The sequence below is a fragment of the Nonomuraea sp. NPDC051941 genome (assembly GCF_044593615.1).
The window spans coordinates 701,014-725,093 of the sequence record NZ_JBIUCF010000001.1; the positions used below are offsets into that span (position 1 = coordinate 701,014).

Annotated in this window: 18 protein-coding genes; 9 read left to right on the forward strand and 9 right to left on the reverse strand. The window is 72.2% G+C overall.

Annotation, left to right across the window (positions count from 1 at the left end; translation table 11 throughout):
• Positions 1-4: 4 nt before the first annotated feature.
• Entirely contained in the window at positions 5-2,227 is a 2,223-nt protein-coding gene (locus tag ACIHFD_RS03215) for a thiamine pyrophosphate-dependent enzyme (protein WP_397365340.1), read from the reverse strand.
• Positions 2,228-2,422: 195 nt separating this feature from the next.
• Here ACIHFD_RS03215 and ACIHFD_RS03220 point away from each other — a divergent pair, with 195 nt between their 5' ends.
• Complete coding sequence (locus tag ACIHFD_RS03220) at positions 2,423-3,772, forward strand: hypothetical protein (RefSeq protein WP_397365341.1); 1,350 nt, start codon at positions 2,423-2,425, stop codon at positions 3,770-3,772.
• 66 nt (positions 3,773-3,838) lie between these two features.
• Here the strand turns inward: ACIHFD_RS03220 and ACIHFD_RS03225 are convergent, their stop codons facing one another.
• The 4 genes from ACIHFD_RS03225 to ACIHFD_RS03240 all read right to left on the reverse strand — a co-directional run bounded on the left by ACIHFD_RS03225 (position 3,839) and on the right by ACIHFD_RS03240 (position 6,990).
• Complete coding sequence (locus ACIHFD_RS03225) at positions 3,839-4,693, reverse strand: ABC transporter permease (RefSeq protein WP_350722296.1); 855 nt, start codon at positions 4,691-4,693, stop codon at positions 3,839-3,841.
• A 2-nt stretch (positions 4,694-4,695) separates the two neighbouring features.
• The gene (locus ACIHFD_RS03230; RefSeq protein ID WP_350722294.1) at positions 4,696-5,673 is read right to left on the reverse strand and encodes an ATP-binding cassette domain-containing protein; all 978 of its coding nucleotides are present in this window, start codon (positions 5,671-5,673) and stop codon (positions 4,696-4,698) included.
• A gap of 1 nt (position 5,674) precedes the next feature.
• On the reverse strand, positions 5,675-6,313 hold the full coding sequence (locus tag ACIHFD_RS03235; protein WP_397365342.1) for a PadR family transcriptional regulator: 639 nt from the start codon (positions 6,311-6,313) through the stop codon (positions 5,675-5,677).
• An 83-nt stretch (positions 6,314-6,396) separates the two neighbouring features.
• Positions 6,397-6,990, reverse strand: coding sequence for a TetR/AcrR family transcriptional regulator (locus tag ACIHFD_RS03240; RefSeq protein WP_397365343.1), 594 nt, complete (start codon positions 6,988-6,990; stop codon positions 6,397-6,399).
• A gap of 62 nt (positions 6,991-7,052) precedes the next feature.
• Between ACIHFD_RS03240 and ACIHFD_RS03245 the strand changes: the two genes are divergently transcribed.
• The 6 genes from ACIHFD_RS03245 (at position 7,053) to ACIHFD_RS03270 (ending at position 16,141) form a co-directional block, all read left to right on the forward strand.
• Positions 7,053-8,630 (forward strand): carboxyl transferase domain-containing protein, encoded by a 1,578-nt coding sequence (locus ACIHFD_RS03245; RefSeq protein WP_397365344.1) that lies wholly within the window; start codon positions 7,053-7,055, stop codon positions 8,628-8,630.
• A gap of 3 nt (positions 8,631-8,633) precedes the next feature.
• Positions 8,634-10,592 (forward strand): acetyl/propionyl/methylcrotonyl-CoA carboxylase subunit alpha, encoded by a 1,959-nt coding sequence (locus tag ACIHFD_RS03250; protein WP_397365345.1) that lies wholly within the window; start codon positions 8,634-8,636, stop codon positions 10,590-10,592.
• Positions 10,592-11,497, forward strand: a complete 906-nt coding sequence (locus tag ACIHFD_RS03255) for a hydroxymethylglutaryl-CoA lyase (RefSeq protein WP_397365346.1) — start codon at positions 10,592-10,594, stop codon at positions 11,495-11,497. The genes ACIHFD_RS03250 and ACIHFD_RS03255 overlap by 1 nt, the downstream gene beginning before the upstream one ends.
• 2 nt (positions 11,498-11,499) lie before the next feature.
• Positions 11,500-12,636: an acyl-CoA dehydrogenase family protein gene (locus tag ACIHFD_RS03260; protein ID WP_397365347.1), complete on the forward strand. Its 1,137-nt coding sequence runs from the start codon at positions 11,500-11,502 to the stop codon at positions 12,634-12,636.
• An 81-nt stretch (positions 12,637-12,717) separates the two neighbouring features.
• Positions 12,718-13,152, forward strand: a complete 435-nt coding sequence (locus tag ACIHFD_RS03265) for a GNAT family N-acetyltransferase (RefSeq protein WP_350722284.1) — start codon at positions 12,718-12,720, stop codon at positions 13,150-13,152.
• Between the two features lie 43 nt (positions 13,153-13,195).
• Positions 13,196-16,141 (forward strand): AAA family ATPase, encoded by a 2,946-nt coding sequence (locus tag ACIHFD_RS03270; RefSeq protein WP_397365348.1) that lies wholly within the window; start codon positions 13,196-13,198, stop codon positions 16,139-16,141.
• 16 nt (positions 16,142-16,157) lie between these two features.
• Here the strand turns inward: ACIHFD_RS03270 and ACIHFD_RS03275 are convergent, their stop codons facing one another.
• The 3 genes from ACIHFD_RS03275 to ACIHFD_RS03285 form a co-directional block, all read right to left on the reverse strand.
• The gene (locus ACIHFD_RS03275) at positions 16,158-18,458 is read right to left on the reverse strand and encodes a hypothetical protein (RefSeq protein ID WP_397365349.1); all 2,301 of its coding nucleotides are present in this window, start codon (positions 18,456-18,458) and stop codon (positions 16,158-16,160) included.
• Positions 18,459-18,541: 83 nt separating this feature from the next.
• Positions 18,542-19,507 carry a carbohydrate kinase family protein gene (locus tag ACIHFD_RS03280; RefSeq protein WP_397365350.1) on the reverse strand — a complete coding sequence of 322 codons (966 nt, stop codon included), beginning with the start codon at positions 19,505-19,507 and terminating at the stop codon, positions 18,542-18,544.
• Complete coding sequence (locus ACIHFD_RS03285; protein ID WP_350722277.1) at positions 19,492-20,418, reverse strand: pseudouridine-5'-phosphate glycosidase; 927 nt, start codon at positions 20,416-20,418, stop codon at positions 19,492-19,494. The genes ACIHFD_RS03280 and ACIHFD_RS03285 overlap by 16 nt, the downstream gene beginning before the upstream one ends.
• A 221-nt stretch (positions 20,419-20,639) precedes the next feature.
• Here ACIHFD_RS03285 and ACIHFD_RS03290 point away from each other — a divergent pair, with 221 nt between their 5' ends.
• Positions 20,640-22,148 carry a phytoene desaturase family protein gene (locus tag ACIHFD_RS03290; protein WP_397365351.1) on the forward strand — a complete coding sequence of 503 codons (1,509 nt, stop codon included), beginning with the start codon at positions 20,640-20,642 and terminating at the stop codon, positions 22,146-22,148.
• Between the two features lie 29 nt (positions 22,149-22,177).
• Here ACIHFD_RS03290 and ACIHFD_RS03295 read toward each other — a convergent pair whose 3' ends face one another.
• On the reverse strand, positions 22,178-22,735 hold the full coding sequence (locus ACIHFD_RS03295; RefSeq protein ID WP_363965430.1) for a helix-turn-helix domain-containing protein: 558 nt from the start codon (positions 22,733-22,735) through the stop codon (positions 22,178-22,180).
• An 86-nt stretch (positions 22,736-22,821) separates the two neighbouring features.
• Here ACIHFD_RS03295 and ACIHFD_RS03300 point away from each other — a divergent pair, with 86 nt between their 5' ends.
• Positions 22,822-24,024: a cytochrome P450 gene (locus ACIHFD_RS03300; protein ID WP_397365352.1), complete on the forward strand. Its 1,203-nt coding sequence runs from the start codon at positions 22,822-22,824 to the stop codon at positions 24,022-24,024.
• Positions 24,025-24,080 lie beyond the last annotated feature (56 nt).

Sequence of the window (24,080 nt, forward strand, 5' to 3'; positions counted from 1 at the left end):
GCGCTCACCCCAGGAGCTTGCGCGCCGCCTGCTCGATCTCCGCCTCCGACAGCAGCACGTGCTCGGCCGCCCCGCCCAGGGGGATGAAGCTGTCGGACGAGGTCACCCGCGCGAGCTTTCCGGTGAACCCGGCGTCGGCCAGCTCCGCCATGATCCCCTCCGACACGCCGCCGGTGTGCCGGGTCTCGTCGGCGATCAGCACGTTGCCGGTCAGCTCGGCCGCCCGCAGCAGGTCGTCCATCGGGAGCGGCGCCAGCCAGCGCAGGTCGAGCACGCGGCAGCCGTACCCCTCCTGGGTCAGCCGCACCGCGGCCCGCAGGCTCATCCGCACGCCGTTGCCGAACGTCACGATCGTCAGGTCGCGCCCGTCGCCGTAGGAGCGCGCCTGCCCGATCGGCACGTGCGTCTCCGGCCAGCGCCCGGGCGCCGCGTACGGCGCCAGCCAGCCCCCGTCGCCCTCCTCGAACAGGTCGCGCGTGTGGTAGAGCGCGATCGGCTCCAGGAACACGCACACCGACCCGGACGTGCGGGCCGCCGCCAGGCACGTGCGCAGCATGGCGGCCGCGTCGTCGGGGCGCGCGGGCGAGGCGATGACCAGGCCGGGGATGTCGCGCAGCGCGCCCACGGCGTTGTCGTTGTGGAAGTGGCCGCCGAACCCCTTCTGGTAGGCGTACCCGGCCACCCGGACCACCATCGGGTTGGTGTAGGAGCCGCGCGAGAAGAACGACAGCGTGGCCGCCTCCCCCCGGATCTGGTCGAGCGCGTTGTGCAGGTAGGCGAGGTACTGGATCTCCGGCACGGGCAGCAGCCCCGACACGCCGGCGCCGAGCGCCAGCCCCAGGATGGCCTGCTCGTCCAGCAACGTGTCGAACACCCGGGCGGCGCCGAACCGCTTCTGCAGCCCCCTGGTCACGCCGTAGACGCCGCCCTTCTTGGCGACGTCCTCGCCGAACACGGTCATCTCGGGGTAGACGGCCAGTGTGTCGGCGAGCGTGCGGTTGATGGCCTGCGAGAGCGTCATCGGCTTGTCGTGCTCGGGCAGCGCCCCGGCGAACGCCTTCTCCCGGTCCGGGGCCGGGGCCGCCATCGGGCTGATCTTGGCGATCAGCTCCGGCTTGCGCGGGGCGATCGGCTCCATGACCTCCTTGGCGGAGCCGAGCCGCGGGCTGCGCGTCGTCTCCAGCGCGATCCGCAGCACGTGCTCGCGCTGGGACTCGTACGTCCTGAGCAGCTCTTCCGGCGTGCTCTGCCCGGCCTCCACGAGCAGCTGCGCCGTGCGCACCAGCGGATCGCGGTCCAGGTCGGCCCTGATCTCGCGCTGCGTGCGGTACGCCTGCTCGACGTCGGAGCCGGCGTGCCCCATGAGCCGCACGGTGGTCAGGTGGAGGAAGGCGGGGGAGCGGCGCTCGCGGACGTGCCGGACCGCGCTGACGGCGGCGTCGTACGCCGCGGCGAGGTCGCAGCCGTCGGCGGCGAAGTATTCGATCCCGGGGCGGCGCAGGGCCGACTCCACCCAGCCCTTGGGCGTGCGGACGCTGATGCCGATGCCGTTGTCCTCGCACACGAGCAGCAGCGGCATCGCCTGGCCCTGGTAGGTGGCGTAGGAGGCGGTGTTGAAGCCGCTCAGGGCGCTCGCGTGGTTGATCGAGGCGTCCCCGAAGCTGCACACCGCGACCGCGTCGGCGGGCCAGCGGGCCTGCTCGCCGATCGCCGCCGCGGCCCGCTCGATGGCGAACGCCACGCCGACGGACCTGGGCAGGTGGCTGGCGATCGTGGAGGTCTGGGGGATGACGGCCAGGTCGGGATGGCCGAACACCTTGTGCCGGCCGCCCGCGATCGGCTCGTCGGCCGCCGCGGCCAGGCCCATCAGCACGTCGCGGATGCCCTGCTCGGGCAGCCTGCCCGCCTGCTCGGACCTGGTCAGGTAGAACGCGCCGGAGCGGTAGTGGAGCAGGGCGGGGTCGGTGGGCCGCAGGGCGGCGGCGACGGCCGCGTTGCCCTCGTGGCCGGCGGAGCCGATCGTGTAGTAGCCCTCGTCCCGCTCGCGCAGCCAGCGGGCCGCGATGTCCAGCAGGCGGCTGTCGAGCTGACGCTGGAACAGCGTCATGCACTGCTCGCCGGTCAGCGAGCTGCCCTCGCGGACCGGCAGCCCCGGATCTCGCGCGGGGCCCGCCTTCAGCGTCGCAACCGCCTGGGTGAAATGAGTCTCAACTGTGTCGCGCGCCACACCTCGATTATGTCTTTCATCGGCGCCGACGTCTGCCGGACGTGGCTGACATGTTGTGGACCGGTCCGTTTGACACCGGCATATAACGGTTTGTCAGATTCCTAAACCTTCCGGTCGGCGCGTACGTCTACTTAATTGACACACGTGGCACCCTCAATGCCGCGTTGAACCGTTGGGTCTCTGGAAGGAACCCGCATGTTACAACGCATTCGTGTGGCCGCCCTTGCCATAGCGCTCGGAGCCGGAGCCCTGGTCATGGCTCCCTCCGCTGCGACGGCGGCCGCGGATCCCGTCATCACCCGAGTCGGGATCAGTCCCAATTCTCCGATCGACGTCACCAATGGCGCGGCCACGGCCACGTTCAGCTTCGCCACCAAGGGGGCCGACAAGGCCGAGCTCCAGCTCAAGCCCCCGGGCGACATCAGCGTCGGCAAGCCCGTCGACCTGACGTCCACCAAGGACGGCGACTGGACGAAGTGGTCCGGCACCAGGTCCTTCGACTCCACGAACGTCGGCACGTGGAGCTGGCTCGCCGTCGCCGGCGGCGCCTCCCGCGGCGGCACGTTCGAGGTCTCGGTCAAGAAGGTCCTCGACACCAAGATCGTCGACTTCGACGCCAGCCCCGACTCCGTGGACAAGGGTGACCTGATCAAGGTCTCCGGCCAGCTCCTCGCCGACGGCAAGGGGTACGGCGGCCAGAGCGTCGCCATCACCTTCCGCGAGCGCGGCACCGACGCCTACCGCCACGTCACCAAGGTGACGACCGGTGGCAACGGCTGGTTCAGCGCCACCGTGCGGGCCGACGAGACGGGCTGGTGGCGGGCCGAGTTCGCGGCCACCTCCGCGGCCAAGGGCTCGGTCAGCGACACCGACCGGGTCGACGTCAGGCGCGGCGTCCTGAGCAGCAGGATCGCCGGCTTCGATGCCCGCCCGGAGCCCGTGGACAAGGGTGACCGGCTCACGTTCAGCGGCGCCCTGCTGGTCGAGGACCGCGGCGGCGTGGCCGGCGAGCGGGTCTCGATCTTCTTCAAGGCCGACGGCTCGTCCAGGTGGGAGTACGTCACCAGTGACGTGACCGGCCGCGACGGCCGCTTCTGGGCCTCTGCTCCCGCGGAGACCTCAGGCTGGTGGCGGGCCGAGTACGGCGGCACCCGCGGCATCCGCGGCTCGGTCAGCGACGCCGACTGGGTCAAGGTCAACGAGCCTGCGCCGCCTCCTACGGCGTCCAAGGCGGACACGCGGCTGATCAAGTTCAACGCGTACCCCGAGCCGGTCAAGCGCGGCAAGTACCTGAAGTTCAAGGGCCGCCTGCAGGTCTTCGACGAGGGCTCCTGGGAGGGCTACTCGGGCAAGGTCGCGCTGTTCTTCAAGCCCGCGGGCTCGAAGAAGTGGCAGTACGTGAAGACGGCCTGGTCGAACGACGGCGGCGGGCTCTACACCAAGGTCAAGGGCTGGAACTCGGGCCGCTGGCGGTTCGTGTTCGGCGGTGACGACGACACCTACGGCGCCACCAGCGGCTCGGACTACGTCCGAGTCAAGCGCTGATCTGACGCGGCGTTGATCTGATGCGAGGCCGAGGCCCGGGGCACGCCGCCCCGGGCCTCGTTCCGTCTACTCCGCCCGCCTGAACTCCGCGATCCCCACCCCCAGCAGCGCCAGCCCCAGGGCCGCCACGAGGCCGAGTTCGAGCATCACCGGCACCTGGAAGTCGAACCACCGGACCCCGGGGTTCAACACCGCGTCGACCTGCGCCGGCACGTCCAGGTGCGAGAAGACCGCCTGGCGCAGCGGGTCCACCGCGTACGTCATCGGGTTGACCACGGTCAGCACGTGCAGCCACGACGGCAGGTTGGCCAGCGGGAACATCGCCCCCGACAGGAACATCATGGGCATGATCGCCATCTGCATCAGACCGAAGAAGGTCTGCATGTTCTTCATCCGGGCGGCCAGCATCACCCCGAAGGCCGTGATCGTGAACGCCGCGAGGAACATCTCCGCCAGCAGCGTCACGAAGAGCGCGGGCGAGTAGGGGACCCCCACCAGCCCCGCCATGGCCAGGATGAGGATGCCCTGCCCGGTGGCCACGATGGCGCCGCCCAGGCACTTGCCGACCACGATCGCCCCGCGCGAGACGGGCGCGACCAGCATCTCCCTGAGGAAGCCGAACTCGCGGTCCCACACGATGGACCCGGCCGAGAACATCCCGGTCATGATCACGGTCATCGAGATCATGCCGGGGTACATGAACGTGCGGTAGTCGATCCCGGGGATCGCCCCCCGCACCAGCGACCCGAGCCCCGTGCCCATGACGAACAGCCAGAGCACGGGCTGCACCAGCATGGACGCCATGCGGGTGCGGTCGTTGACGAAGCGCAGCATCTCCCGGTGGAGCACGACCTTGATCGCCCGCAGGTCGTGACCGGCGCTGCGGACCGGCACGCGGACGCTGATGGCCTCTGTCGCCATGACTATCGCCTCGCCATCGCTCTCATGAACGCCATGTTGCCGTCGCCGGCCTCGGCGTCGCGGATCGTGGAGCCGGTGTAGGACATGAACACGTCGTCCAGGGACGGCCGTGACACGCTCACCGATTTGATCGGCATGCCGAGCTCGGCGAACAGCCTCGGCACGAACTCCTCGCCCGAGGCCACCGCGAACGTCACCGCGCCCTCGCGCACGGCCGCCTCCAGCCCGAACCGCTCCCGCAGCGCCTTGATCGCCTCCGCGTCGTCGGGGGTCTGGATCTGCACCCGGTCCTTGCCGACGCTGGCCTTCAGCGCCTCGGGCGAGTCGATGACGACGACCTCGCCGTGGTCGATGATCGCGATGCGGTCGCAGTACTCGGCCTCGTCCATGTAGTGCGTGGTCATGAAGATGGTGATGTCCTCCAGGAGCCGCAGCTGGTTGATGTAGCCCCAGATGGCCGAGCGGGTCTGCGGGTCGAGCCCCACGGTGGGCTCGTCGAGGAAGAGCACGCGCGGGGAGTGCAGCAGGCCGCGGGCGATCTCCAGCCGCCGCTTCATGCCGCCCGAGAACGTCATCACCTTGGCGTCCTTGCGGTCCCACAGCGCGACCATCTCCATGACCTGCCGGATCCGGTCGCCGACCATGCTCTTGGGCACGCCGTACAGCTCGGCGTGGAAGCGCAGGTTCTGCTCGGCGCTCAGGTAGCCGTCGAGGGTGGGGTCCTGGAAGACGAGGCCGATGTTCCTGCGGACCTCGTCACGATCCCTGACCACGTCGTGGCCCGCCACGGTGGCGCTGCCGCCGGTGGGGTTCACCAGTGTGCAGAGCATGCTGATGGTGGTGGTCTTGCCGGCGCCGTTCGGGCCGAGGAAGCCGAACACCTCGCCCGGGCGCACCTCGAAGTCGACGCCCTTGACCGCCTCGACCTTCCCGTACGTCTTCCGCAGGCCGCGCACGGCGACAGCCGCGTCCGCCGCCATCTCAGCCCTCCGCCAGGATCTGGAACATGGACTTGCGCGTCTTCTTGATCAGCTCCTTGGCCGCCGCGATCTGACGCTCGTCGGCCGTGCGGACCAGGTGGGAGAACGCCTCGTTGAGCTGGGCCCAGAGCAGGCGCAGCTCCTGGTGGTCCGGCGGCACGGCCGTGCGGGCGACCTCGTCCCACGGCGCCTCGTCGGCGTACCTGGCCGCCTGGCCGCGGCCCTCCTCCGTCAGCCGGTACGTACGGCTCCCGCCGGACTCGTCGCCGGACACCAGGCCCTCGTCCTCGAGCTGCTGCAGCGCCGGATAGACGGAGCCGGGGCTGGGCCGCCAGACGCCGTGGCTGCGCTCCTCGATGCCCTGGATCATCTGGTAGCCGTTCTGCGGCCCTTCGAGGAGCAGCGCCAGCAGGGCGGCCCGTACGTCGCCGCGGCGCACCCGCGGAGGCGGCGTCTCCCAGTGGACCACGGTGCCGAAGTGGGGCCCGGGCGGGGGCGGCGCGAACGGCGGGCCGAAGCCGCCCGGCCCCGGCGGTGGACCGGGCGGTGGACCGGGCGGCCGACCCGGCGGTGGACCGGGTGGGTGCGGGGGGAACGGGTGGTGGGGGTGCGGGGCATCCCAGAAGTCGGGCTCTTCCATGATTACCTCCAACTATCGAGATATCTTTACGATATATCTAGATAGTTGGCACGGGAAGGCCATTTCGGGCAGATCCCTGAAAGTTAGCGAGCGCTAACAGCGGCGGTGACGGCCGCGCGCGCCATGGCGTGCAGCAGCGGCCGCATGTCCCCCGCGCCCAGCTCACCCGCGCTGTGCGGCGTGGAGTTGAGCAGCCCGAACACGGCGTGCGTCGCGGCCCGCAGCCGCGCCGCCGGGCACTCCGGGTGCAGCTCGGCCAGCACGGTGACCCACTCCTCGACGTAGAGCCGCTGCAGCCGCCTGATCTGGCGCCGCTCGGGCTCTGGCACGTTGCCCAGCTCCCGGTCGTGCACGGTGATCAGCGCCGGCTGCTCGAGAGCGAACGTGATCTGCACGTTGAGCAGCGCGTCCAGCGTCTCCTGGGGATCGGGGTACGAGGTGACCACCGCGGCGGCCGACTCGCGCAGCCGCGAGCTGACATCGAGCAGCATCTCCGACAGCAGCGCGTCCTTGCCGCTGAAGTGCCGGTAGAGCGCGGGGCCCGAGACGCCGACCGCGGCGCCGATGTCCTCGATCGAGACGCCGTGGAAACCGCGCGCGGCGAACAGCCGGGCCGCCGCCTCCAGGATCTCCCCGCGCCTGTTGCGGCGATTCCGGGTAGGGGCGGTAGTGGTCACGTCTCACATGCTAGACGACTACGTTAATGATGACTAACATCTCGTGCTATGAGAGGGGCGTCATGAGCGAGTGGCCGGTGCTGAAGTCGTCCGCCGATCCCGGCGGCGAGGCGTTCAAGCGCAACGTCGAGCTCAACGAGCGGTTGGCGGCCGAGCTGCTGGAGCGGCTGGAGGTCGCCGCCCGGGGCGGCCCCGAGCGCTCGCGCCTGCGCCACGTCGAGCGCGGCAAGCTGCTGCCGCGCGACCGCGTCGACGGCTTGCTCGACCCCGGCTCCCGCTTCCTGGAGCTGTCGCCGCTGGCCGCGAACGGCCTCTACGACGACCAGGCGCCCGCCGCGGGGATCATCACCGGGGTCGGCCGGGTCTCCGGCCGCGAGTGCGTGATCGTCGCCAACGACGCCACCGTGAAGGGCGGCACGTACTACCCGATCACGGTCAAGAAGCACCTGCGCGCGCAGGAGGTGGCCCTGCACAACCACCTGCCGTGCGTCTACCTCGTCGACTCGGGCGGCGCGTTCCTGCCCAGGCAGGACGAGGTGTTCCCCGACCGCGAGCACTTCGGCCGCATCTTCTACAACCAGGCCACCATGTCCGCCCGCGGCATCCCGCAGATCGCCGCCGTGCTCGGCTCGTGCACGGCGGGCGGCGCGTACGTGCCCGCGATGAGCGACGAGGCCGTCATCGTGCGCGGCCAGGGCACGATCTTCCTGGGCGGCCCGCCGCTGGTGAAGGCGGCCACCGGCGAGGAGGTCACGGCCGAGGAGCTGGGCGGCGGCGACCTGCACGCGCGGGTCAGCGGCGTCACCGACCACCTGGCCGAGGACGACGCGCACGCGCTGGCCATCGTCCGCGACATCGTCTCCACCCTGGCGCCGCGCCGGAGCTCGGCCGCGCGGCCCTGGGACACGATCGCGCCAGAGCCGCCCCGGCACGACCCGCGCGACCTGTACGGGATCGTGCCCGCCGACACGCGCCAGCCGTACGACGTGCACGAGGTGATCGCCAGGATCGTGGACGGGTCGCGCTTCCTGGAGTTCAAGGCCGAGTACGGCTCGACCCTCGTGACCGGGTTCGCCCACCTCCACGGCCATCCGGTGGGGATCGTGGCGAACAACGGCATCCTGTTCAGCGAGTCCGCCATGAAGGGCGCCCACTTCATCGAGCTGTGCGACCAGCGCCGGATCCCGCTCGTCTTCCTGCAGAACATCAGCGGCTTCATGGTCGGCAAGGCCTACGAGGCGGGCGGCATCGCCAAGCACGGCGCCAAGATGGTCACCGCCGTGTCGTGCGCGCGGGTGCCCAAGTTCACCGTCGTGATCGGCGGGTCCTTCGGGGCGGGGAACTACGCGATGGCCGGACGGGCGTACTCGCCCAGGTTCCTGTGGATGTGGCCGAACGCCCGCATCTCGGTCATGGGCGGCGAGCAGGCCGCGAACGTGCTCACCACGGTCGGCACCGCCGACGCCGACGCGATCAGGGCCCAGTACGAGCACCAGGGCAACCCGTACTACTCCACGGCCAGGCTGTGGGACGACGGCGTGATCGACCCGCTCGACACCCGCACCGTCCTCGGCCTGGCGCTGTCCGCGGCGGCCAACGCCCCGCTCGAGCCCGCCGGTTACGGCGTCTTCCGGATGTGACGCATGTTGTTCGACCGTGTTCTGATCGCCAACAGGGGCGAGATCGCCGTACGGGTCATCCGCACGCTGCGCCGGCTCGGCATCACGTCGGTGGCCGTGCACACGGCGTCGGACGCCGGAGCCCGGCACGTGCTGGAGGCCGACCTCTCCCACCAAGTGCCGAAATATCTGGATATTGAGGCAATTGTCGGGGCGGCGCTGGCGTCCGGGGCGCAGGCCGTCCACCCCGGATACGGGTTCCTCGCCGAGAACGCCGCGTTCGCGCGGCGGTGCGCGCAGGCCGGGCTGGTGTTCGTCGGCCCGCCGCCCGAGGCCATCGACGCCATGGGCGACAAGATCCGCGCCAAGGCCACGGTGTCGGCGGCCGGGGTGCCCGTCGTGCCCGGCGGGGCCGAGCCCGGCGACTCGCTGGAGACCTGGCGCGACTTCCCCGCGCTGATCAAGCCCTCCGCGGGCGGCGGCGGCAAGGGCATGGTGCTCGTACGGTCGGCCGCCGAGCTGCCCGACGCCCTGGAGTCGGCCCGGCGCACGGCGCGGGCGGCGTTCGGCGACGCGACCCTGCTCATCGAGCGGTACGTCGAGAGCCCCCGCCACATCGAGCTGCAGGTCCTGGCCGACACCCACGGCAACGTCGTGCACCTGGGCGAGCGCGAGTGCAGCCTGCAGCGCAGGCACCAGAAGATCATCGAAGAGGCACCCTCGCCCTTCGTCGGCCCCGAGACCCGCGCCCGCATGGGCTCGGCCGCGGTGGAGGCCGCGCGCTCGGTGGGCTACGTGGGGGCGGGCACGGTCGAGTTCATCGTGGACGGGACCACCGGCTCCTACCACTTCATGGAGATGAACACCCGCCTGCAGGTGGAGCACCCCGTCACCGAGCTGGTGACCGGGCTCGACCTGGTCGAGCTGCAACTGCGGGTGGCGGCGGGGGAGCCGCTGCCGTTCGGGCAGGACGACGTGCGGATCGACGGGCACGCCGTCGAGGCCCGCGTCTACGCCGAGGACCCGGCCCGCGGCTTCCTGCCGACGGGCGGCCGCGTGCTGGCGTTGCGCGAGCCGGACGGCGGCGTCCCGGGCGGTCCCGCGCCCGTCGTACGGGTGGACTCCGGGCTGGTCGAGGGCGGCGTCGTCGGCAGCGAGTTCGACCCGATGCTCTCCAAGGTCGTCGCCTGGGCGCCGGACCGGGCCTCGGCGCTCAGGACGCTCGACCGCGGCCTGGCCCGCACGGCCGTCCTCGGCGTGGTCACCAACATCCCGTTCCTGCGGGCCCTCGCCGGGCATCCGGCCGTCAAGGCGGGCGAGCTGGACACCGGGCTGGTCGAGCGCGTGCTCCCCGAGCTGCTCCCGTCCGCGGACGTGCCCGCCGAGGTGCTCGCGGCGGCGGCGCTCGCCTTCCACGCTCTGCCCCGGGGCGACGACCCGTGGGAGGTCACGGACGGCTGGCGGGTGGGCGAGCGGGCCTGGACGACGTGGCGGCTGGAGTCGAGGGACGGGGTGCACGCGGTCCAGGTCCGCGGCCTGCCCGAAGAATCCGCCGAAGTCCGGATAAACGATGAGATCGTGCCCGCGCGCATCCGGCTCGGCGACGGGGAGCTGACCGTCACGATCGGCGGCCGTACCGAGCACTACCTGCGCGTACGCCACGCCGACACGCTCTGGCTCGGCAAGGACGGCGCGGCGTGGGCGCTCACCCGGCACCTCATCGGCGACCCCGGCGACCGGCCCGGCGCGGCGGCCACGGGCGACGGCGTCGTCAGGAGCCCCATGCCCGGCACCGTCCTGGTGGTCAAGGCCCAGGCTGGCGACCGGGTCACCGAAGGCCAGCCGCTGGTGATCGTGGAGGCCATGAAGATGGAGCACACGGTCACCGCCCCGCGCGACGGCGTGGTCTCCGAGCTGGCCGTCCAGGCGGGCCAGCCGGTCGACATGGACGCGGTGCTGGCCGTCGTGAGCGAGGAGGCGTGATGCCGTACCCCATGGAAGGGCTGCCGCAGCAGGTCACGATCTACGAGGTCGGCCCGCGCGACGGCCTGCAGAACGAGTCCTCGATCGTGCCCGTCGAGGTGAAGGCCGAGTTCATCGACCGCCTCGCGGACGCCGGGCACAAGGTGATCGAGGCGACCAGTTTCGTGCACCCGAAGTGGGTGCCGCAGCTCGCCGACGCCGACGAGTTGCTGGCCCGGCTGCGCAGGAAGCCCGGCGTGCGCTACCCGGTCCTCGTCCCCAACCTGCGCGGCCTCGACCGGGCCCTGGAACGCGGCGTGGACGAGATCGCCATCTTCGCCAGCGCCACCGAGACGTTCGCCGCCAAGAACCTCAACCGCAGCCTGGAGAGCCAGTTCGAGATGTTCGAGCCGGTCGTGGCCAGGGCGCTGGACAACGGCGTGCGGGTGCGCGCGTACGTGTCGATGTGCTTCGGCGACCCCTGGGAGGGGCCGACGCCGATCACGCAGGTCGTCTCGGTCGGGGAGCGGCTGCTCGGGCTCGGCTGCCACGAGCTGTCGCTCGGCGACACCATCGGGGTCGGCACGCCCGGGCACGTGACCGCGCTGATCAAGGCGTTCCGCCGCCCCGAGCGGCTCGCCGTGCACTTCCACGACACCTACGGCCAGGCGCTCGGCAACACCCTGGCCGCGTTGAGAGCGGGTGTGACCACGATCGACGCCTCCACGGGCGGCATCGGCGGTTGCCCCTACGCCGAGTCCGCCACCGGCAACCTCGCGACCGAAGACCTGGTCTGGATGTTGCGCGGGCTCGGCATCGAGACCGGGCTCGACCTGGGCAAGCTCGTGTCCACCAGCACCTGGCTGGCGGAGCTGCTCGGCCGGCCCAGCCCCTCCCGCGTCGTACAGGCGCTGTCGAAAGGCTGACCATGCTCAAGGACGAGTACGAAGAGCTGCGCAAGACCGTCGAGTCGTTCGCCCGCGAGGTGGTCGCGCCGGTGATCGGCGACTACTACGAACGGGAGGAGTTCCCGTACGACATCGTCCGGCAGATGGGCGCCATGGGGCTGTTCGGTCTGCCGTTCCCGGAGGAGTACGGCGGCATGGGCGGCGACTACTTCGCCCTGTGCGTGGCGCTGGAGGAGCTGGCCCGCGTCGACTCCAGCGTGGCGATCACCCTGGAGGCCGCGGTGTCGCTGGGCGCGATGCCGATCTACCGGTTCGGCGACGCCGAGCAGCGCGAGCACTGGCTGCCCAAGCTGACCTCGGGCTCGGCCCTGGGCGCGTTCGGCCTGACGGAGCCGGGCGGCGGGTCCGACGTGCCTGGCGGGATGCGCACCACCGCCGTGCTGGACGGGGCCGAATGGGTGATCAACGGGACGAAGGCCTTCATCACGAACTCCGGCACCGACATCACAGCCGTCGTCGGCGTGGCCGCGCTCACCGGCGAGCGGGAGATCTCCACGATCCTCGTGCCGAGCGGCACGCCCGGGTTCACGGTGTCGAAGAAGTACTCCAAGGTCGGCTGGAACGCCTCCGACACCCGCGAGCTGTCCTTCAGCGACTGCCGCGTCCCCGCCGCGAACCTGCTGGGCGAGCGCGGCCGCGGCTACGCCCAGTTCCTGCAGACCCTCGACGAGGGCCGCATCGCGATCGCCGCGCTCAGCGTGGGACTGGCCCAGGGGTGCGTGGACGAAAGCCTCAAGTACGTCAGGGACCGGAAGGCGTTCGGCCACCCGATCGGCCACTACCAGGCCATCCAGTTCAAGATCGCCGACATGGAGGCCCGCGCCCACACCGCCCGCCTGGCCTACTACCACGCGGCCGAGAAGATGCTGGCCGGGGCGCCGTTCAAGAAGGAGGCCGCGATCGCCAAGCTGGTCTCGTCGAACGCGGCCATGGACAACGCGCGGGACGCCACGCAGGTGTTCGGCGGGTACGGGTTCATGAACGAGTTCCCCGTGGGGCGCTTCTACCGCGACGCCAAGGTGCTGGAGATCGGTGAGGGCACGAGCGAGGTCCAGCGCATGCTCATCGCCCGGCAGCTCGGCCTGGGCGACCTCTGACCGTTTCCGGCCGAGCGTTTCCGGCGGGGCGAATCGAGGGAGTTTGCGTCCGCGACCTCGGACGATCTAGTGTCGTCAGTCATGACGGCTGACGATCTTCTCATCAGGAGGGCGGAGAAGGCGGACGCGGACGAGGTGTTCGCGCTGGCGCGCGAGTTCGGTCTGACGTTCAGACCGGAGCGCGGGGCCTTCGACGCCGCCCTGCCCGAGCTGCTGGCGAACGAGGACGCCCTGCTGCTCGCGGCCGTCGTGGGCGGGCGCGTGCAGGGCTACCTGCTGGGGTTCGTGCATCTGACCCTGTTCGCCAACGGGCCGGTGGCCTGGGTCGAGGAGGCCATGGTCGGCTCCGGGGCGCGCCGGCAGGGGATCGGCCGGGCCCTGCTGGAGGAGTTCGAGCGGTGGGCTCGCACGCGGGAGGCGGGCTACGTGGCGATGGCCACGCGGCGCGCGCCCGAGTTCTACCACGCGCTGGGCTACGAGGCTTCTGCCACGTTCTTCCGCAAGGTCCTGCGCTAGCCCGGCCGGGAATTCTGTCGTGATCTGATGGCATTCTTAGGGCGTGAGTATCCATGCCGTCAGTCCCCGCTTCGTCGGGCGCGCCCGTGAGCTCGCCGCTCTCGGCGACGCGCTGGTCGGGGCGCGTGCCGGGGCGTCGTCCGCCGTGCTCGTCGGCGGCGAGGCCGGGGTCGGCAAGACCCGGCTGATCAAGGAGTTCACCGATCGGGCCGACGACGCCCTGGTGCTCGTCGGCGGATGCCTGGAGCTGGGCACCGAGGGCCTGCCGTTCGCGCCGTTCACCGCCGTGCTGCGCGGGCTCGTGCGCGAGCTGGGCCGCGACGGGGTGGCGGCGCTCGTGCCCGGCGGCACCACGCGCGGGCTGGCGCGGCTGCTGCCCGAGTTCGGGGAGCCGGACGGAGACGGGCCCGAGGCCAGGGCGCGGCTGTTCGAGCAGGTGCTGGGGCTGCTGGAGCGGCTGGCCGAAGAGCGGCCCGTGCTGCTGATCGTCGAGGACGCCCACTGGGCCGACCGGTCCACCCGCGACCTGCTGTCGTTCCTGGTCCGCTACCAGCCGACCGCGGCGGGCCTGCTGATCGTGGTCACGTACCGCACCGACGAGCTGCACCGCACCCACCCCCTGCGCCCGCTCCTCGCCGAGCTGGGCCGGGTCGAGCGGGTGCGCAGGGTCGAGCTGCGCAGGCTCACCCGCAGGGAGGCCGTCGCGCAGGCGGCCGGCATCCTGGAGCGGGAGCCGTCCCCCGCCGACATGGACCTGATCTACGCGCGCAGCGAGGGAAACCCGCTGTTCGTGGAGGCGCTGCTCAGCGACGGCGGCGGCGTCGCGCTGCCGGAGTCGCTGCGCGACCTGCTGCTGGCCAGCGTCGAGCGGCTGCCCGCCGAGACGCAGGAGCTGCTGCGCGTGGCCAGCGCCGGCGGTCAGCGCATCGAGCACGACCTGCTCTCCGCCGTCGCCGGGCTCGACGAGAACGCGCTCTCCAGCGCGCTGCGGCCCGCCGTGGCGGGAAACGTGCTCACCGTCGACGGCGAGGGCTACTGCTTCCGGCACGCGCTGATCCGCGAGGCGCTCCACGACGACCTGCTGCCCGGCGAGCACACCCGCCTGCACACCCGCTTCGCCGAGGCGCTGGAGCGCGACCTGTCGATCCTGCCCGCCCCGCGCGGCGCGATCGAGCTGGCCCACCACTGGCACTCCGCCCACGACGCCACCTGGGCGCTGGTCAGCGCCTGGCAGGCGGCCGGCGTCGCCCGCAGGTCCACCGCCTATGACGAGCAGCTCAGGATGCTGTCCAGGGTGCTGGAGCTGTGGGACCAGGTGCCCGACGCGTCCGAGCGCATCGGCTGCGACCGCATCGACGTGCTCAGGAACACGGCCACGGTCGCGCACCTCGCCGGGGAGTACGAACGCTCCATCGCCCTGGCCGGCGCCGCCCTCGCCGAGATCGACCACGAAGCCGACCCGATCAGGGCGGCCAAGCTGCTGCGCCAGCGCGGCCTGACCCGCTACGACCTGGGCCGCTCCGGCTTCGTCGACGACCTGCGCGAGGCGGCCGCGCTGGTGGCCTCCGACCGGCCGACCAAGCTCCACGCCCAGGTCCTGGAGACCCTGTCCCGCATGCTCCACGGGCGGGAGGTCTGGTCGGAGCGGCTCGCCACGAGCCGGCTCGCCATGAAGATCGGCCATGAGCTGGGCGACCGCAAGGTGGAGGCGCACGCGCTGATCGACCTCACCTGGGCGCGATTCGGCTTCTCCGAGATCGACGCGCAGCTGGAGGCGTTCGCGGAGGCGCGCAGGCTCGCCGGCGGCGACGAGGCGTACAACGCGCTGATGCGCTGCGCGATCTCCGAGTCCGACGCGCTGGAGGGGGCGGGCCGCCACGAGCGGGCCGCGCAGGTGGCCCGCGACGGCATCGAGGAGGCCCGCCAGTACGGGCTGGCCCGCACGTCCGGCGCGTTCCTGTCGATCAACCTGGCCGAGCCGCTGGTGTCACTGGGGCAGTGGGACGAGGCGCTGGAGGTGGTCGAGCACGCGCTCGACCTCGCGCCGCCGGCTCCCTACCAGGCCAGCCTGCAGGGGTTCGCCACGGACATCGCGCTGGCGCGCGGGGAGTTCGACCGGGCCGAGCGGCTGCTGGGGTCGTCGCGGAGCGTGCTGTCGCGCGGGACCTTCCGCGACCAGACGGTCCTGCCGCACCTGTGCAGGGAGGTGCGGCTGCTGCACGCGCGCGGGGAGCTCGAGGCCGCGGTGGAGGTGGCCGCGAAGGCCCTGGAGGAGCGCGATCTGGTGGAGACCCCGCGCTACTCCTGGCCGGTGCTGGTGACCATCGCCGACCTGCTCGGCTCCGTGGTGCCGCAGCAAGGGTCCGGTGTGGGCACCCCGCTGGCGCAGCTCGGCGCGGCCCTCCTGACGCGGCTGCGGGCGCTGGGGCGGGAGCTCGAGGTCGACGGCGACCTCCAGCGGGCGCAGCACCTCACCTTCACGGCCCTGACGGGTCCCGAGCCGGACGACGGCGCCGCCGAGCCGCCCGCGTGGCGGTTCGAGGCCTGGGACCGGGCGGCGGGGGCGTGGGCGGCGCTGCGGCAGCCGTACGCCGAGGCGCGGTGCCTGGTGGGCGCGGCGCAGGCGGCGCTGGCGGACGGCGACCGGCAGGGGGCCGCGGAGCGGCTGGGCCGCGCGCGGGAGCTGGCCGCCCGGCTGGGCGCGACGCCGCTGCTGGAGCAGCTCGACGCCTTCGGGCGGCGGGCCAGGATCGGAGGCGCCGAGGAGGCGGCCGACGGGCTTCCGCTGGGGCTGACGGCTCGTGAGCTGGAGGTGCTGCGGGAGGTGGCTAACGGGCGGAGCAACCGGGAGATCGCCGAGGCGCTGTTCATCTCGGCGAAGACCGTGAGCGTGCACGTCTCCAACATCCTGGCCAAGCTGGGCGTCGCCACCCGGGGCGAGGCCGCCGCCACCGCCTACCGGCTGCGGCTGTTCGACGCGCCCCTTTGAACGGCAGGGCGAGTGCTCAGCCCGTCAGCTGGGCTTCCAGGCGGTAGCCGTCCACCGTGACGTAGACCTGGTCGCCGGGGCGCGCGTTCAGGCGCATCAGCACCGGCTGGAGGGAGTCGAAGACCGGCTGGTGGCCCTGCCAGACCAGGACGATGGCGTTGTCCCCGGGCCCGGTCACCGACAGCAGGGTGCCGGGGCGCATGCCGAGCTGGGCCGCGTAGCCCTCCGGCACCGGCACGGGGCCGCCCCTGAGGTGCTCCGGGGTCACCTCGATGCGCTGCCAGCGGCGCGGGTCCGAGGACGGGCTCGGCAGCGGCGGAGGTGGCGTCGGGGGAGTGCCCGCCAGGTTCCCGGAGAGCATCGGCGAACGGCCGCCCGACAGCGCCGAGAGCGTCGCCAGGGCCGCGGACGGGTCGATCGAGTTCGCCGGGGTCGGCGGGATGGGCTGGCCGCCCCGGTGGTGGTGGCCGTTGGCGCCCGGCGTGCGGCGGGGCAGGGGCTGGGCGGGCGACGGGGCCTCGGCCACCGGGTCGCCGCTCGTCTCCTGGGGCAGGGCGTCGTACCAGGCCCTGGCGGAGTGGGCGCGGATGCCCAGCTCGCCCATCAGTTCCACGACGTCCGCGTCGGGCGGGCTCGAGGCCAGCAGCTGCCTCGTACGGTCCTGCAGGCGGTGCAGGTCGCCCACGACCAGCCAGCCGTCCTGGAAGCGGCGGTCGGGCATGAGCGTCACCAGCACGCGCCAGAGCGGGGTGCGCAGCGAGGGGACCGTCACGGGGTGGGCCGGGTCGGCGCCGATCAGCTGGTCCTCGGTGGCCGCCGCGCCGAGCCATTCGGTCAGGCGGAACATGTGGCCCGTGACCGGCGCGGACTCCGAGGAGCGCAGCCAGTGCAGCACGCGTTCCTCGGCCGTGCGCTGGGCCTGGGAGAGCGCGTCCCGGTCGACCAGCATCTTGTGGGCGAGCGTCCGCAGGCTGACCGGGTCCTCGGCGAACAGCCGGTGCACGGCCACCGCCAGCTCCAGCTTGTCCAGGCTGCGGAACAGGTTGTCCACGACCCGCACCATCGCGTGGTCGGCGTCGGTCGGCACGGGGGTGCTGGGGGCCGGCGGAGCGGTGGGAACGGGCGCCGCGTAGCTCGGGGTGCCGTTGCTCTTGGAGGAGCCCGGCGCGCCGGGGACGGCGGGCATGGACCCGGTGCTGGGGCCGCCGGGGACCGCGGGCATCGACCCGGTGCTGGGGCCGCCGGGGACCGCGGGCATCGACCCGGTGCTGGGACCGCCCGGGATCGCGGGCATCGACCCGGTGCTGGGACCGCCGGGCTGGGCGTCGGACTGGGGGCTCGCGGGGCGCTGTGGGGCGCGGTCGGCCTGGCCAGGCTGGCCGGGGGCCGGGCGGCCCTCGCCGGCGAACCCCTGCGCCGGGAACGAGCCGCTCTGCGGCTGCGCGGAGAACGAGCCGGTCTGCGCGGGGAACGACCCCGTCTGCCGCGCCGGCCCACCGGCATCCGGCTGGGCCGGGAAGGAGCCGGTCTGGCGGTCCTGGGACGGGCCGGTCTGGCGGTCTTGCGAGGGGGCGACCTGGCGGTCCTGGGAGGGGGCGCCAGGGCGGTCGGATATCGAGGGGAAGGAGCCGGTCTGGCGGCCGCTGTCCGGCCCCTGGGCGGCCTGGGGGCCGGTGCCCGAGGGCTGCTGGGCCGGGAACGAGCCCGTCTGGCGCTGGTCCGCGGCGGCGGCCGGGCGCTGCGGCGCGGCGTCGGGGCGCTGCTCGGCGGCGGCGCCGCTCTGGGCGGCGAACATGCCGGTCTGGGGCACCGGATCGGCCTGGACGGGGAAGGAGCCCGTGCCCCGGACGAGCGGCCGGGTGACCTCGGGATGATCGGCCGCGGGGGCCGGACGCTGGGCCGGGATGCGGCCGAGGATCTCGCGGAAGACGGAGCCGATCACCACTTCGGGCGTTGCCGACGGCGTGCCCAGGTCGCTGGGGGACAGGCGGCGCAGCCGCTGCCAGCCGCCGAGCCCGGTGATCGCCGTACGGGTGTCCTCGGGCCAGCCTGGCAGCGCCGGATCGATGTGGTGGACGGTCAGCGCGGGCAGCAGGTCGGCCAGCGGCAGATGGTCCCAGCGAGAGGAGGCCAGGCGCGCCAGCCGCTCGCAGATCCAGTCGAGCCCCGCCGTGCCGAGCGCCCTCGACAGCGCGAGGGAGTGCCACCATCCTGCCGGCAGCCGCGGATCGGCCAGTGCTTCGGCCACCTGCTGCGGGCGGCTCCAGCGCAGAGCAGGGACTAGGTCGCTCAGGCAGATCGATGACTCGACTTCCATCGGCGGACCTTATCCTCCCCAGTGAGCCGCGTGGTGCTGACCGAAACGCGTGTGGCTAATGGTGTAGCTTACGCGGCAAGCTATCAATCAGTGTGAATAGGGTAAAGACGGTTCAGATCCAAACCGTACCGTGGCCGACCGCCCACCTGGGCCACACATGCGGCACCAGCACGGCAACCTACCTCCAAAGCCGCCTCCTCGCCGACACCCTGCAGAACCCCGGTGAGGTACCCGGCGGCGAACGCGTCACCCGCTCCCGTCGAGTCCACGACCTCGGTGGACACACCTGCCGCCGCCGCGACGACCTCGCCGTCCACGGCGGCCAGCGCGCCCCGTGCTCCCAGCTTCACGATCGCTGTGCCGTATGTCTCACTCAAGAGTACGGCGGCGCGCTCCGCCGTCGTGGCTCCACTCAGCAAGAGGGCCTCATCAAGATTCGGGAGGATCAGGCCCGCGGGGGCGGATTCGCGGATGAAACGTTCGACCCCGAAGTCGCGCAGCGGGCCGGTGGAGGCCGGGTCGACGCTGATCGCGATCCCGGCGGCGGCGGCCTCGGCCATCGCCAGCCTGGCCAGCCGCAGCCCGCCCTCCGCGAACAGCAGGTAGCCCGACAGGTGGAGCCGGGCGACGCCGTCGAGCAGGGCCGGGTCCCAGTCCGCCTCGGAGATCAGGCCGCCCGCGCCGCGGTTGGTGAGCATCGTACGCTCGCCGCTCCGGTCCACCATCGCGATCACGACGGCGGTGGGGCGGTCGGGATCGACCGAGACGTGCGGCCGGACCCCCGTCTTGGCCAGCTCGGTGGTGTGCCACTCGCTGCTGTCGTACCCGAGCCTGGCCAGCAGGCGCACCTCGGCGCCGAGGCGGGCGGCCCAGGCGGCGGTGTTCGCGCCGGAGCCGCCGGGGCGCAGGACGATGTCGGCCGCCGTGTCGGTGCCCGACATGACCGGCGAACCATGCAACGCCACCACATCGGTGACCACGTCGCCGATGACGAGCAGGGCCCCGCCTGTCACACTGCCCGTCACCCCGTCCGTCACGGGCGCGCCCATGACCGGGCGATCTGCGAGGCCAGGGCGACGTTGCCGCGCACGGCGGCCAGGTTGGCCTCCAGGGAGGCCCCGCCGGTGCCGTCCACCAGGTAGCCGAGCAGGAACGGCGTGATCGCCTGCCCCTTGACGCCCTGCCGCTCGGCGGCGGCCAGCGCCTCGGCCAGCACGCGGTCATGGAGCTCGGGGTCGAGCTGCTGGTCCACGGGGACGGGGTTGGCGACGATCAGCGCCGTCTCCTGGCCGCCGAGCGCGTCCTGGCCCCGCATGATCTCCGCCGCGTCGGCGGGCGACTCGATCCGCCATTCGATCGGCTGGCCGGAGGAGTGGAGGTAGAAGCCGGGGAAGGTGTCCGTACGGTAGCCCGCAACGGTCACGCCGCGCGTCTCCAGGCGCTGCAGCGTCGCCGGCACGTCGAGGATCGACTTGACGCCGGCGCAGACGACGGTGATGCGGGTGCGGGCCAGCGTGTCGAGGTCGGCGGACTCGTCCTGGTCCTCGGTCCAGCCGCGGTGCACGCCGCCGAGGCCGCCGGTGGCGAAGACGCGGATGCCGGCGCGGGCGGCGAGGAACGACGTGGCCGACACGGTGGTGGCGCCGCTGGCCTTCAGCGCCGCCGCCACGGGCAGGTCCCGCTGTCCCAGCTTGCGCAGGCCGGACTCGGTCGCGATCCGCTCCAGCTCCACCTCGTTGAGGCCGATGCGGGGCACGCCGTCCAGCACGGCGATCGTGGCCGGGACGGCGCCGGCCGCCCGCACGATCCCCTCCAGCTCGCGCGCCACCTCCAGGTTGCGCGGCTGCGGCAGCCCGTGGGAGATGATCGTGGACTCCAGGGCGACGACGGGCGCGCCACTCGCCAGGGCCTCGGCGACCTCGTCGGACGGCTGCAGAACGGAGTCGGGGGTGCTGCGCATGGTGAGTTTCGTGCTCCTTGGGTGAGTCCTGGCCTACTAGGGCGAAAAGCGTATTTTACGGGATTTTGCGTGGAGCTCAGCAGCTTGCAGGGCTGATCAGGTGGCGGTCCACCTGAGGATCACACAGGGGGTGCGGCGCCCGCCAGTGACCCGGCGGATCGGGAGAAATGTCCGAGAGTGGGCGTTGACGGATGGTGTGGGTGGGGTCGTATGGTGCGGTGATGGGGTCGTATGACGTGATCGTGGCCGGAGGCGGGCACAACGGGCTGGTGGCGGCCGCCTACCTGGCCGGAGCGGGGCGCAGCGTGCTCGTCCTGGAACGCCACGACCACGTGGGCGGCCTGGCGATCTCCACGCGGGCCTTCCCGGGCGTCGACGTACGGCTGTCGCGCTACTCCTACCTCGTCAGCCTCCTGCCCTCCGCGATCGTCCGTGACCTGGGGCTGGACCTGGAGCTGCGCCGCCGCCGCTACGCCTCGTACACGCCCAAGGGCGGCACCGGCCTGCTCGTCGACAACGAGGACGCGGCGGCCACGGCGGCCTCGTTCAGGGGCGTCACCGGCGGCGAGGCCGACCACGAGGCGTGGCAGGGCTTCTACGCCATGACCGCGCGCGTGGCGCAGGCGCTGGCGCCCACTCTGCTCGAACCCCTCCCGTCCGCCGCCGAGGTCGAACGGCTCGTCGGCCCCGAGGCGTGGCGGGACCTGTTCAGGCAGCCGATCGGGCGGACCGTGGAGGAGCGGTTCGGGGACGACACCGTGCGCGGCGTGGTGCTGACCGACGCGCTCATCGGCACGTTCGCCGACCCCGCCACCGACCTGCTCGCCAACCGGTGCTTCCTCTACCACGTGATCGGCGACGGCACCGGCGAGTGGAACGTCCCCGTCGGCGGCATGGGCGCCGTCTCGGGGGCGCTCGAGGCGGCCGCCAGGCGGGCGGGCGCCGAGATCAGGACCGGGGCCGAGATCGTCGGGATCTCGCCGTCCGGCGAGGTCACGTTCGCGGACGAGGGCGGCGAGCACACGGTGAACGGCGGCCACGTGCTGGTCAACCTGCCGCCGGCCGTGCTCGACCGGGTGCTGGGCAGGCCCGGGGAGGTGCCGGAGGGCGCGCAGCTGAAGGTCAACATGGTGCTGACGAGGCTGCCCCGGCTGAAGGACGCGTCCGTGGACCCTCGGGCGGCCTTCAGCGGCACGTTCCACATCAACGAGAGCCGCGACCAGCTCGCCGCGGCCTACGGGCAGGCGGCGCGCGGGGAGATCCCGGAGCTGCCGCCGGCCGAGGTCTACTGCCATTCGCTGACCGACCCGTCGATCCTCGGGCCGGGGCTGAGGGGCAGGGCCGAGACGATGACGCTGTTCGGCCTCCACATGCCCGCCCGCCTTTTCCGGAAAAATCCGGATAAAGCGAGAAAGGCCGCCCTGGACGCCACCTTCGCCTCCATCAACTCCGTCCTCGCCGAGCCCATCGAGGAATGCCTGCTCAGGGCTCCCGACGGCACCCTGTGTGCCGAGGCCAAGACCCCGGTCGACCTCGAGAACGAGGCCGGGCTGCCCGGCGGCCACATCTTCCACACCGACCTGAGCTGGCCGTACGCGGAAGAGGGCGAGCGGTGGGGCGTGGAGACCGAGCACGAGCGCATCCTGATGTGCGGCGCCGGCGCCCGCAGGGGCGGCGGCGTGAGCGGCATCGCCGGCCACAACGCGGCCATGGCGGTGCTGAAGCGCTGATCCCCTGCGGCTTGGGCCGGCCTCCTGGGCTAATCCTCCGAGATCAGCCTCGTGGCCACCTCCATGGCCACGGCCGACCGCTCCGCCTCCGGCACGTCCAGGTCGAAGAGGAACGGCACGCTGCCCAGGATCACCGCGAACACCGCCAGCCGGGCCTCGAACTTCCGCACCGGGCCGGACTCCGGATCCTCCAGCAGGGACACCATCTTGACGATCCCGGCCTGCATCCGCTCACCGGCCGGCAGGCCCTGCATCACGCCCTGGTTGACCTGCGCGAACTTGAACAGGGGACGCCACTGCCCCTCCAGCAGCTCGCCGATCCGCCGCAGGATCTCCCGCCTCGATTCGGGGGTCCTGGGCTGCGCGTGCCCCCACTCCACCAGCTCGTCGATCGACTCGGCCAGCCGCTCCCCGACGCTCTCCAGGATCGCCTCTTTGGTGCTGAAGTGGTAGTAGAGCGCCGGCCGGGTGATCTGCAGCCGCTCGGCCACCTCCTGCAGCGTGGTCTGCTCGTACCCCTGCTCGGCGAACAGCTCCAGCGCCACCTGCCGGATCCGGTCCCTGGTGTCCGTCCGCCGCCCTGCCATCCCGCTCCCATCACTTGACGACCGGCCCACGATTGCTTACTTTCGCGTAAGTAAGCAATGCGATCCGGCTTGTACGGGAGCAGACTATGGCCGAAACCTTCCCTGTCCAGCGCACCTGTCCGTTCGCGCCTCCGCCCGAGTACGAGCGGATGCGCGAGCAGGCCCCCCTCGTACGGGCCTCGCTCCCCGGCGGGGACGTCTGGCTCGTCACCCGGCACGCCGCGGCCAAACAGGTCCTGTCGGGCACGGGCATCAGCACCAACCCGGCGACTCCCGGTCACCCCAACTGGGCGTTCAGGCCGGAGCCGCCCACCCCCGAGGAGCGGGCCGCGGCGAAGGAGTTCGCGATCGGACACTTCATCGACCTCGACCCGCCCGAGCACGGCCGGTTCCGGCGGCTGCTCATCCCCGAGTTCACCGTCAGGCGCGTCAAGGAGCTGCGGCCCGGCATCCAGCGCACCGTGGACGAGCTCATCGACGACATGCTGGCCAAGGGCGACGAGGCGGAGCTGGTGGAGGCGTTCGGGCTGGCGCTGCCGTCGCTGGTCATCTGCCAGCTGCTCGGCGTCCCCGTCGACGACCGCGAGTTCTTCCAGTCGCGCACCCGCGAGATGCTCTCCAGCGCCGACGGCCCCGACGCGAGCTTCGCCGCGATCATGGCGCTCAGGGACTACCTCGACACCCTGGTCGCCAAGGCGGAGCAGCAGCCCAAGGACGACCTGCTCGGGCGGCTGATCGAGAGCGGTCAGCTCACCCATGCCGAGCTGGTGGGCGTGACCTTCCTGCTGCTCGTCGCGGGCCACGAGACCACCGCGAACATGATCCCGCTCTCCGCCCTCACCCTCCTGCGCCACCCCGCCCAGCTCGCCGCGCTGCGCGAGAACCCGGACAGGTGGCCCATGGCGATGGACGAGCTGCTGCGCTACCACTCGATCGTGGACTGGGTGGCGTTCGACCGGGTGGCCGTCGAGGACCAGGAGATCGACGGACAGCTCGTCAGGGAGGGCGAGGGCATCTTCGTGCTCGGCGCCTCCGCCAACAGGGACGAGCGGGCGTTCGAGCGGCCGGACGAGTTCGACGTCGAGCGCGGGGCGCGCCACCACGTGGCGTTCGGGTACGGTGTCCACCAGTGCCTCGGCCAGAACCTGGCCAGGGCCGAGATGGAGATCGCGCTGCGCACGCTGTTCGAGCGCATCCCCGGCCTGCGGGTCACCGTGCCGGACGAGGAACTGCCGATCAAGAGCGACGGCCCCATCTTCGGGCTCAAGGCGATGCCTGTGGCGTGGTGATCTCATGGAACGCGCATGATGGCGTTTATCAGGTTTTCATGATGAGCCTCTAGCGT

Coding starts and splice junctions, on each gene's coding strand:
- ACIHFD_RS03260 (WP_397365347.1), top strand. CDS start 11,500: ATGCTCAAGGACGAGTACGAAGAGCTGCGCAAGACCGTCGAGTCGTTC.
- ACIHFD_RS03265 (WP_350722284.1), top strand. CDS start 12,718: ATGACGGCTGACGATCTTCTCATCAGGAGGGCGGAGAAGGCGGACGCG.
- ACIHFD_RS03300 (WP_397365352.1), top strand. CDS start 22,822: ATGGCCGAAACCTTCCCTGTCCAGCGCACCTGTCCGTTCGCGCCTCCG.
- ACIHFD_RS03235 (WP_397365342.1), bottom strand. CDS start 6,313: ATGGAAGAGCCCGACTTCTGGGATGCCCCGCACCCCCACCACCCGTTC.
- ACIHFD_RS03245 (WP_397365344.1), top strand. CDS start 7,053: ATGAGCGAGTGGCCGGTGCTGAAGTCGTCCGCCGATCCCGGCGGCGAG.
- ACIHFD_RS03230 (WP_350722294.1), bottom strand. CDS start 5,673: ATGGCGGCGGACGCGGCTGTCGCCGTGCGCGGCCTGCGGAAGACGTAC.
- ACIHFD_RS03285 (WP_350722277.1), bottom strand. CDS start 20,418: ATGCGCAGCACCCCCGACTCCGTTCTGCAGCCGTCCGACGAGGTCGCC.
- ACIHFD_RS03220 (WP_397365341.1), top strand. CDS start 2,423: ATGTTACAACGCATTCGTGTGGCCGCCCTTGCCATAGCGCTCGGAGCC.
- ACIHFD_RS03290 (WP_397365351.1), top strand. CDS start 20,640: ATGGGGTCGTATGACGTGATCGTGGCCGGAGGCGGGCACAACGGGCTG.
- ACIHFD_RS03250 (WP_397365345.1), top strand. CDS start 8,634: ATGTTGTTCGACCGTGTTCTGATCGCCAACAGGGGCGAGATCGCCGTA.
- ACIHFD_RS03225 (WP_350722296.1), bottom strand. CDS start 4,693: ATGGCGACAGAGGCCATCAGCGTCCGCGTGCCGGTCCGCAGCGCCGGT.
- ACIHFD_RS03280 (WP_397365350.1), bottom strand. CDS start 19,507: ATGGGCGCGCCCGTGACGGACGGGGTGACGGGCAGTGTGACAGGCGGG.
- ACIHFD_RS03255 (WP_397365346.1), top strand. CDS start 10,592: ATGCCGTACCCCATGGAAGGGCTGCCGCAGCAGGTCACGATCTACGAG.
- ACIHFD_RS03295 (WP_363965430.1), bottom strand. CDS start 22,735: ATGGCAGGGCGGCGGACGGACACCAGGGACCGGATCCGGCAGGTGGCG.
- ACIHFD_RS03275 (WP_397365349.1), bottom strand. CDS start 18,458: ATGGAAGTCGAGTCATCGATCTGCCTGAGCGACCTAGTCCCTGCTCTG.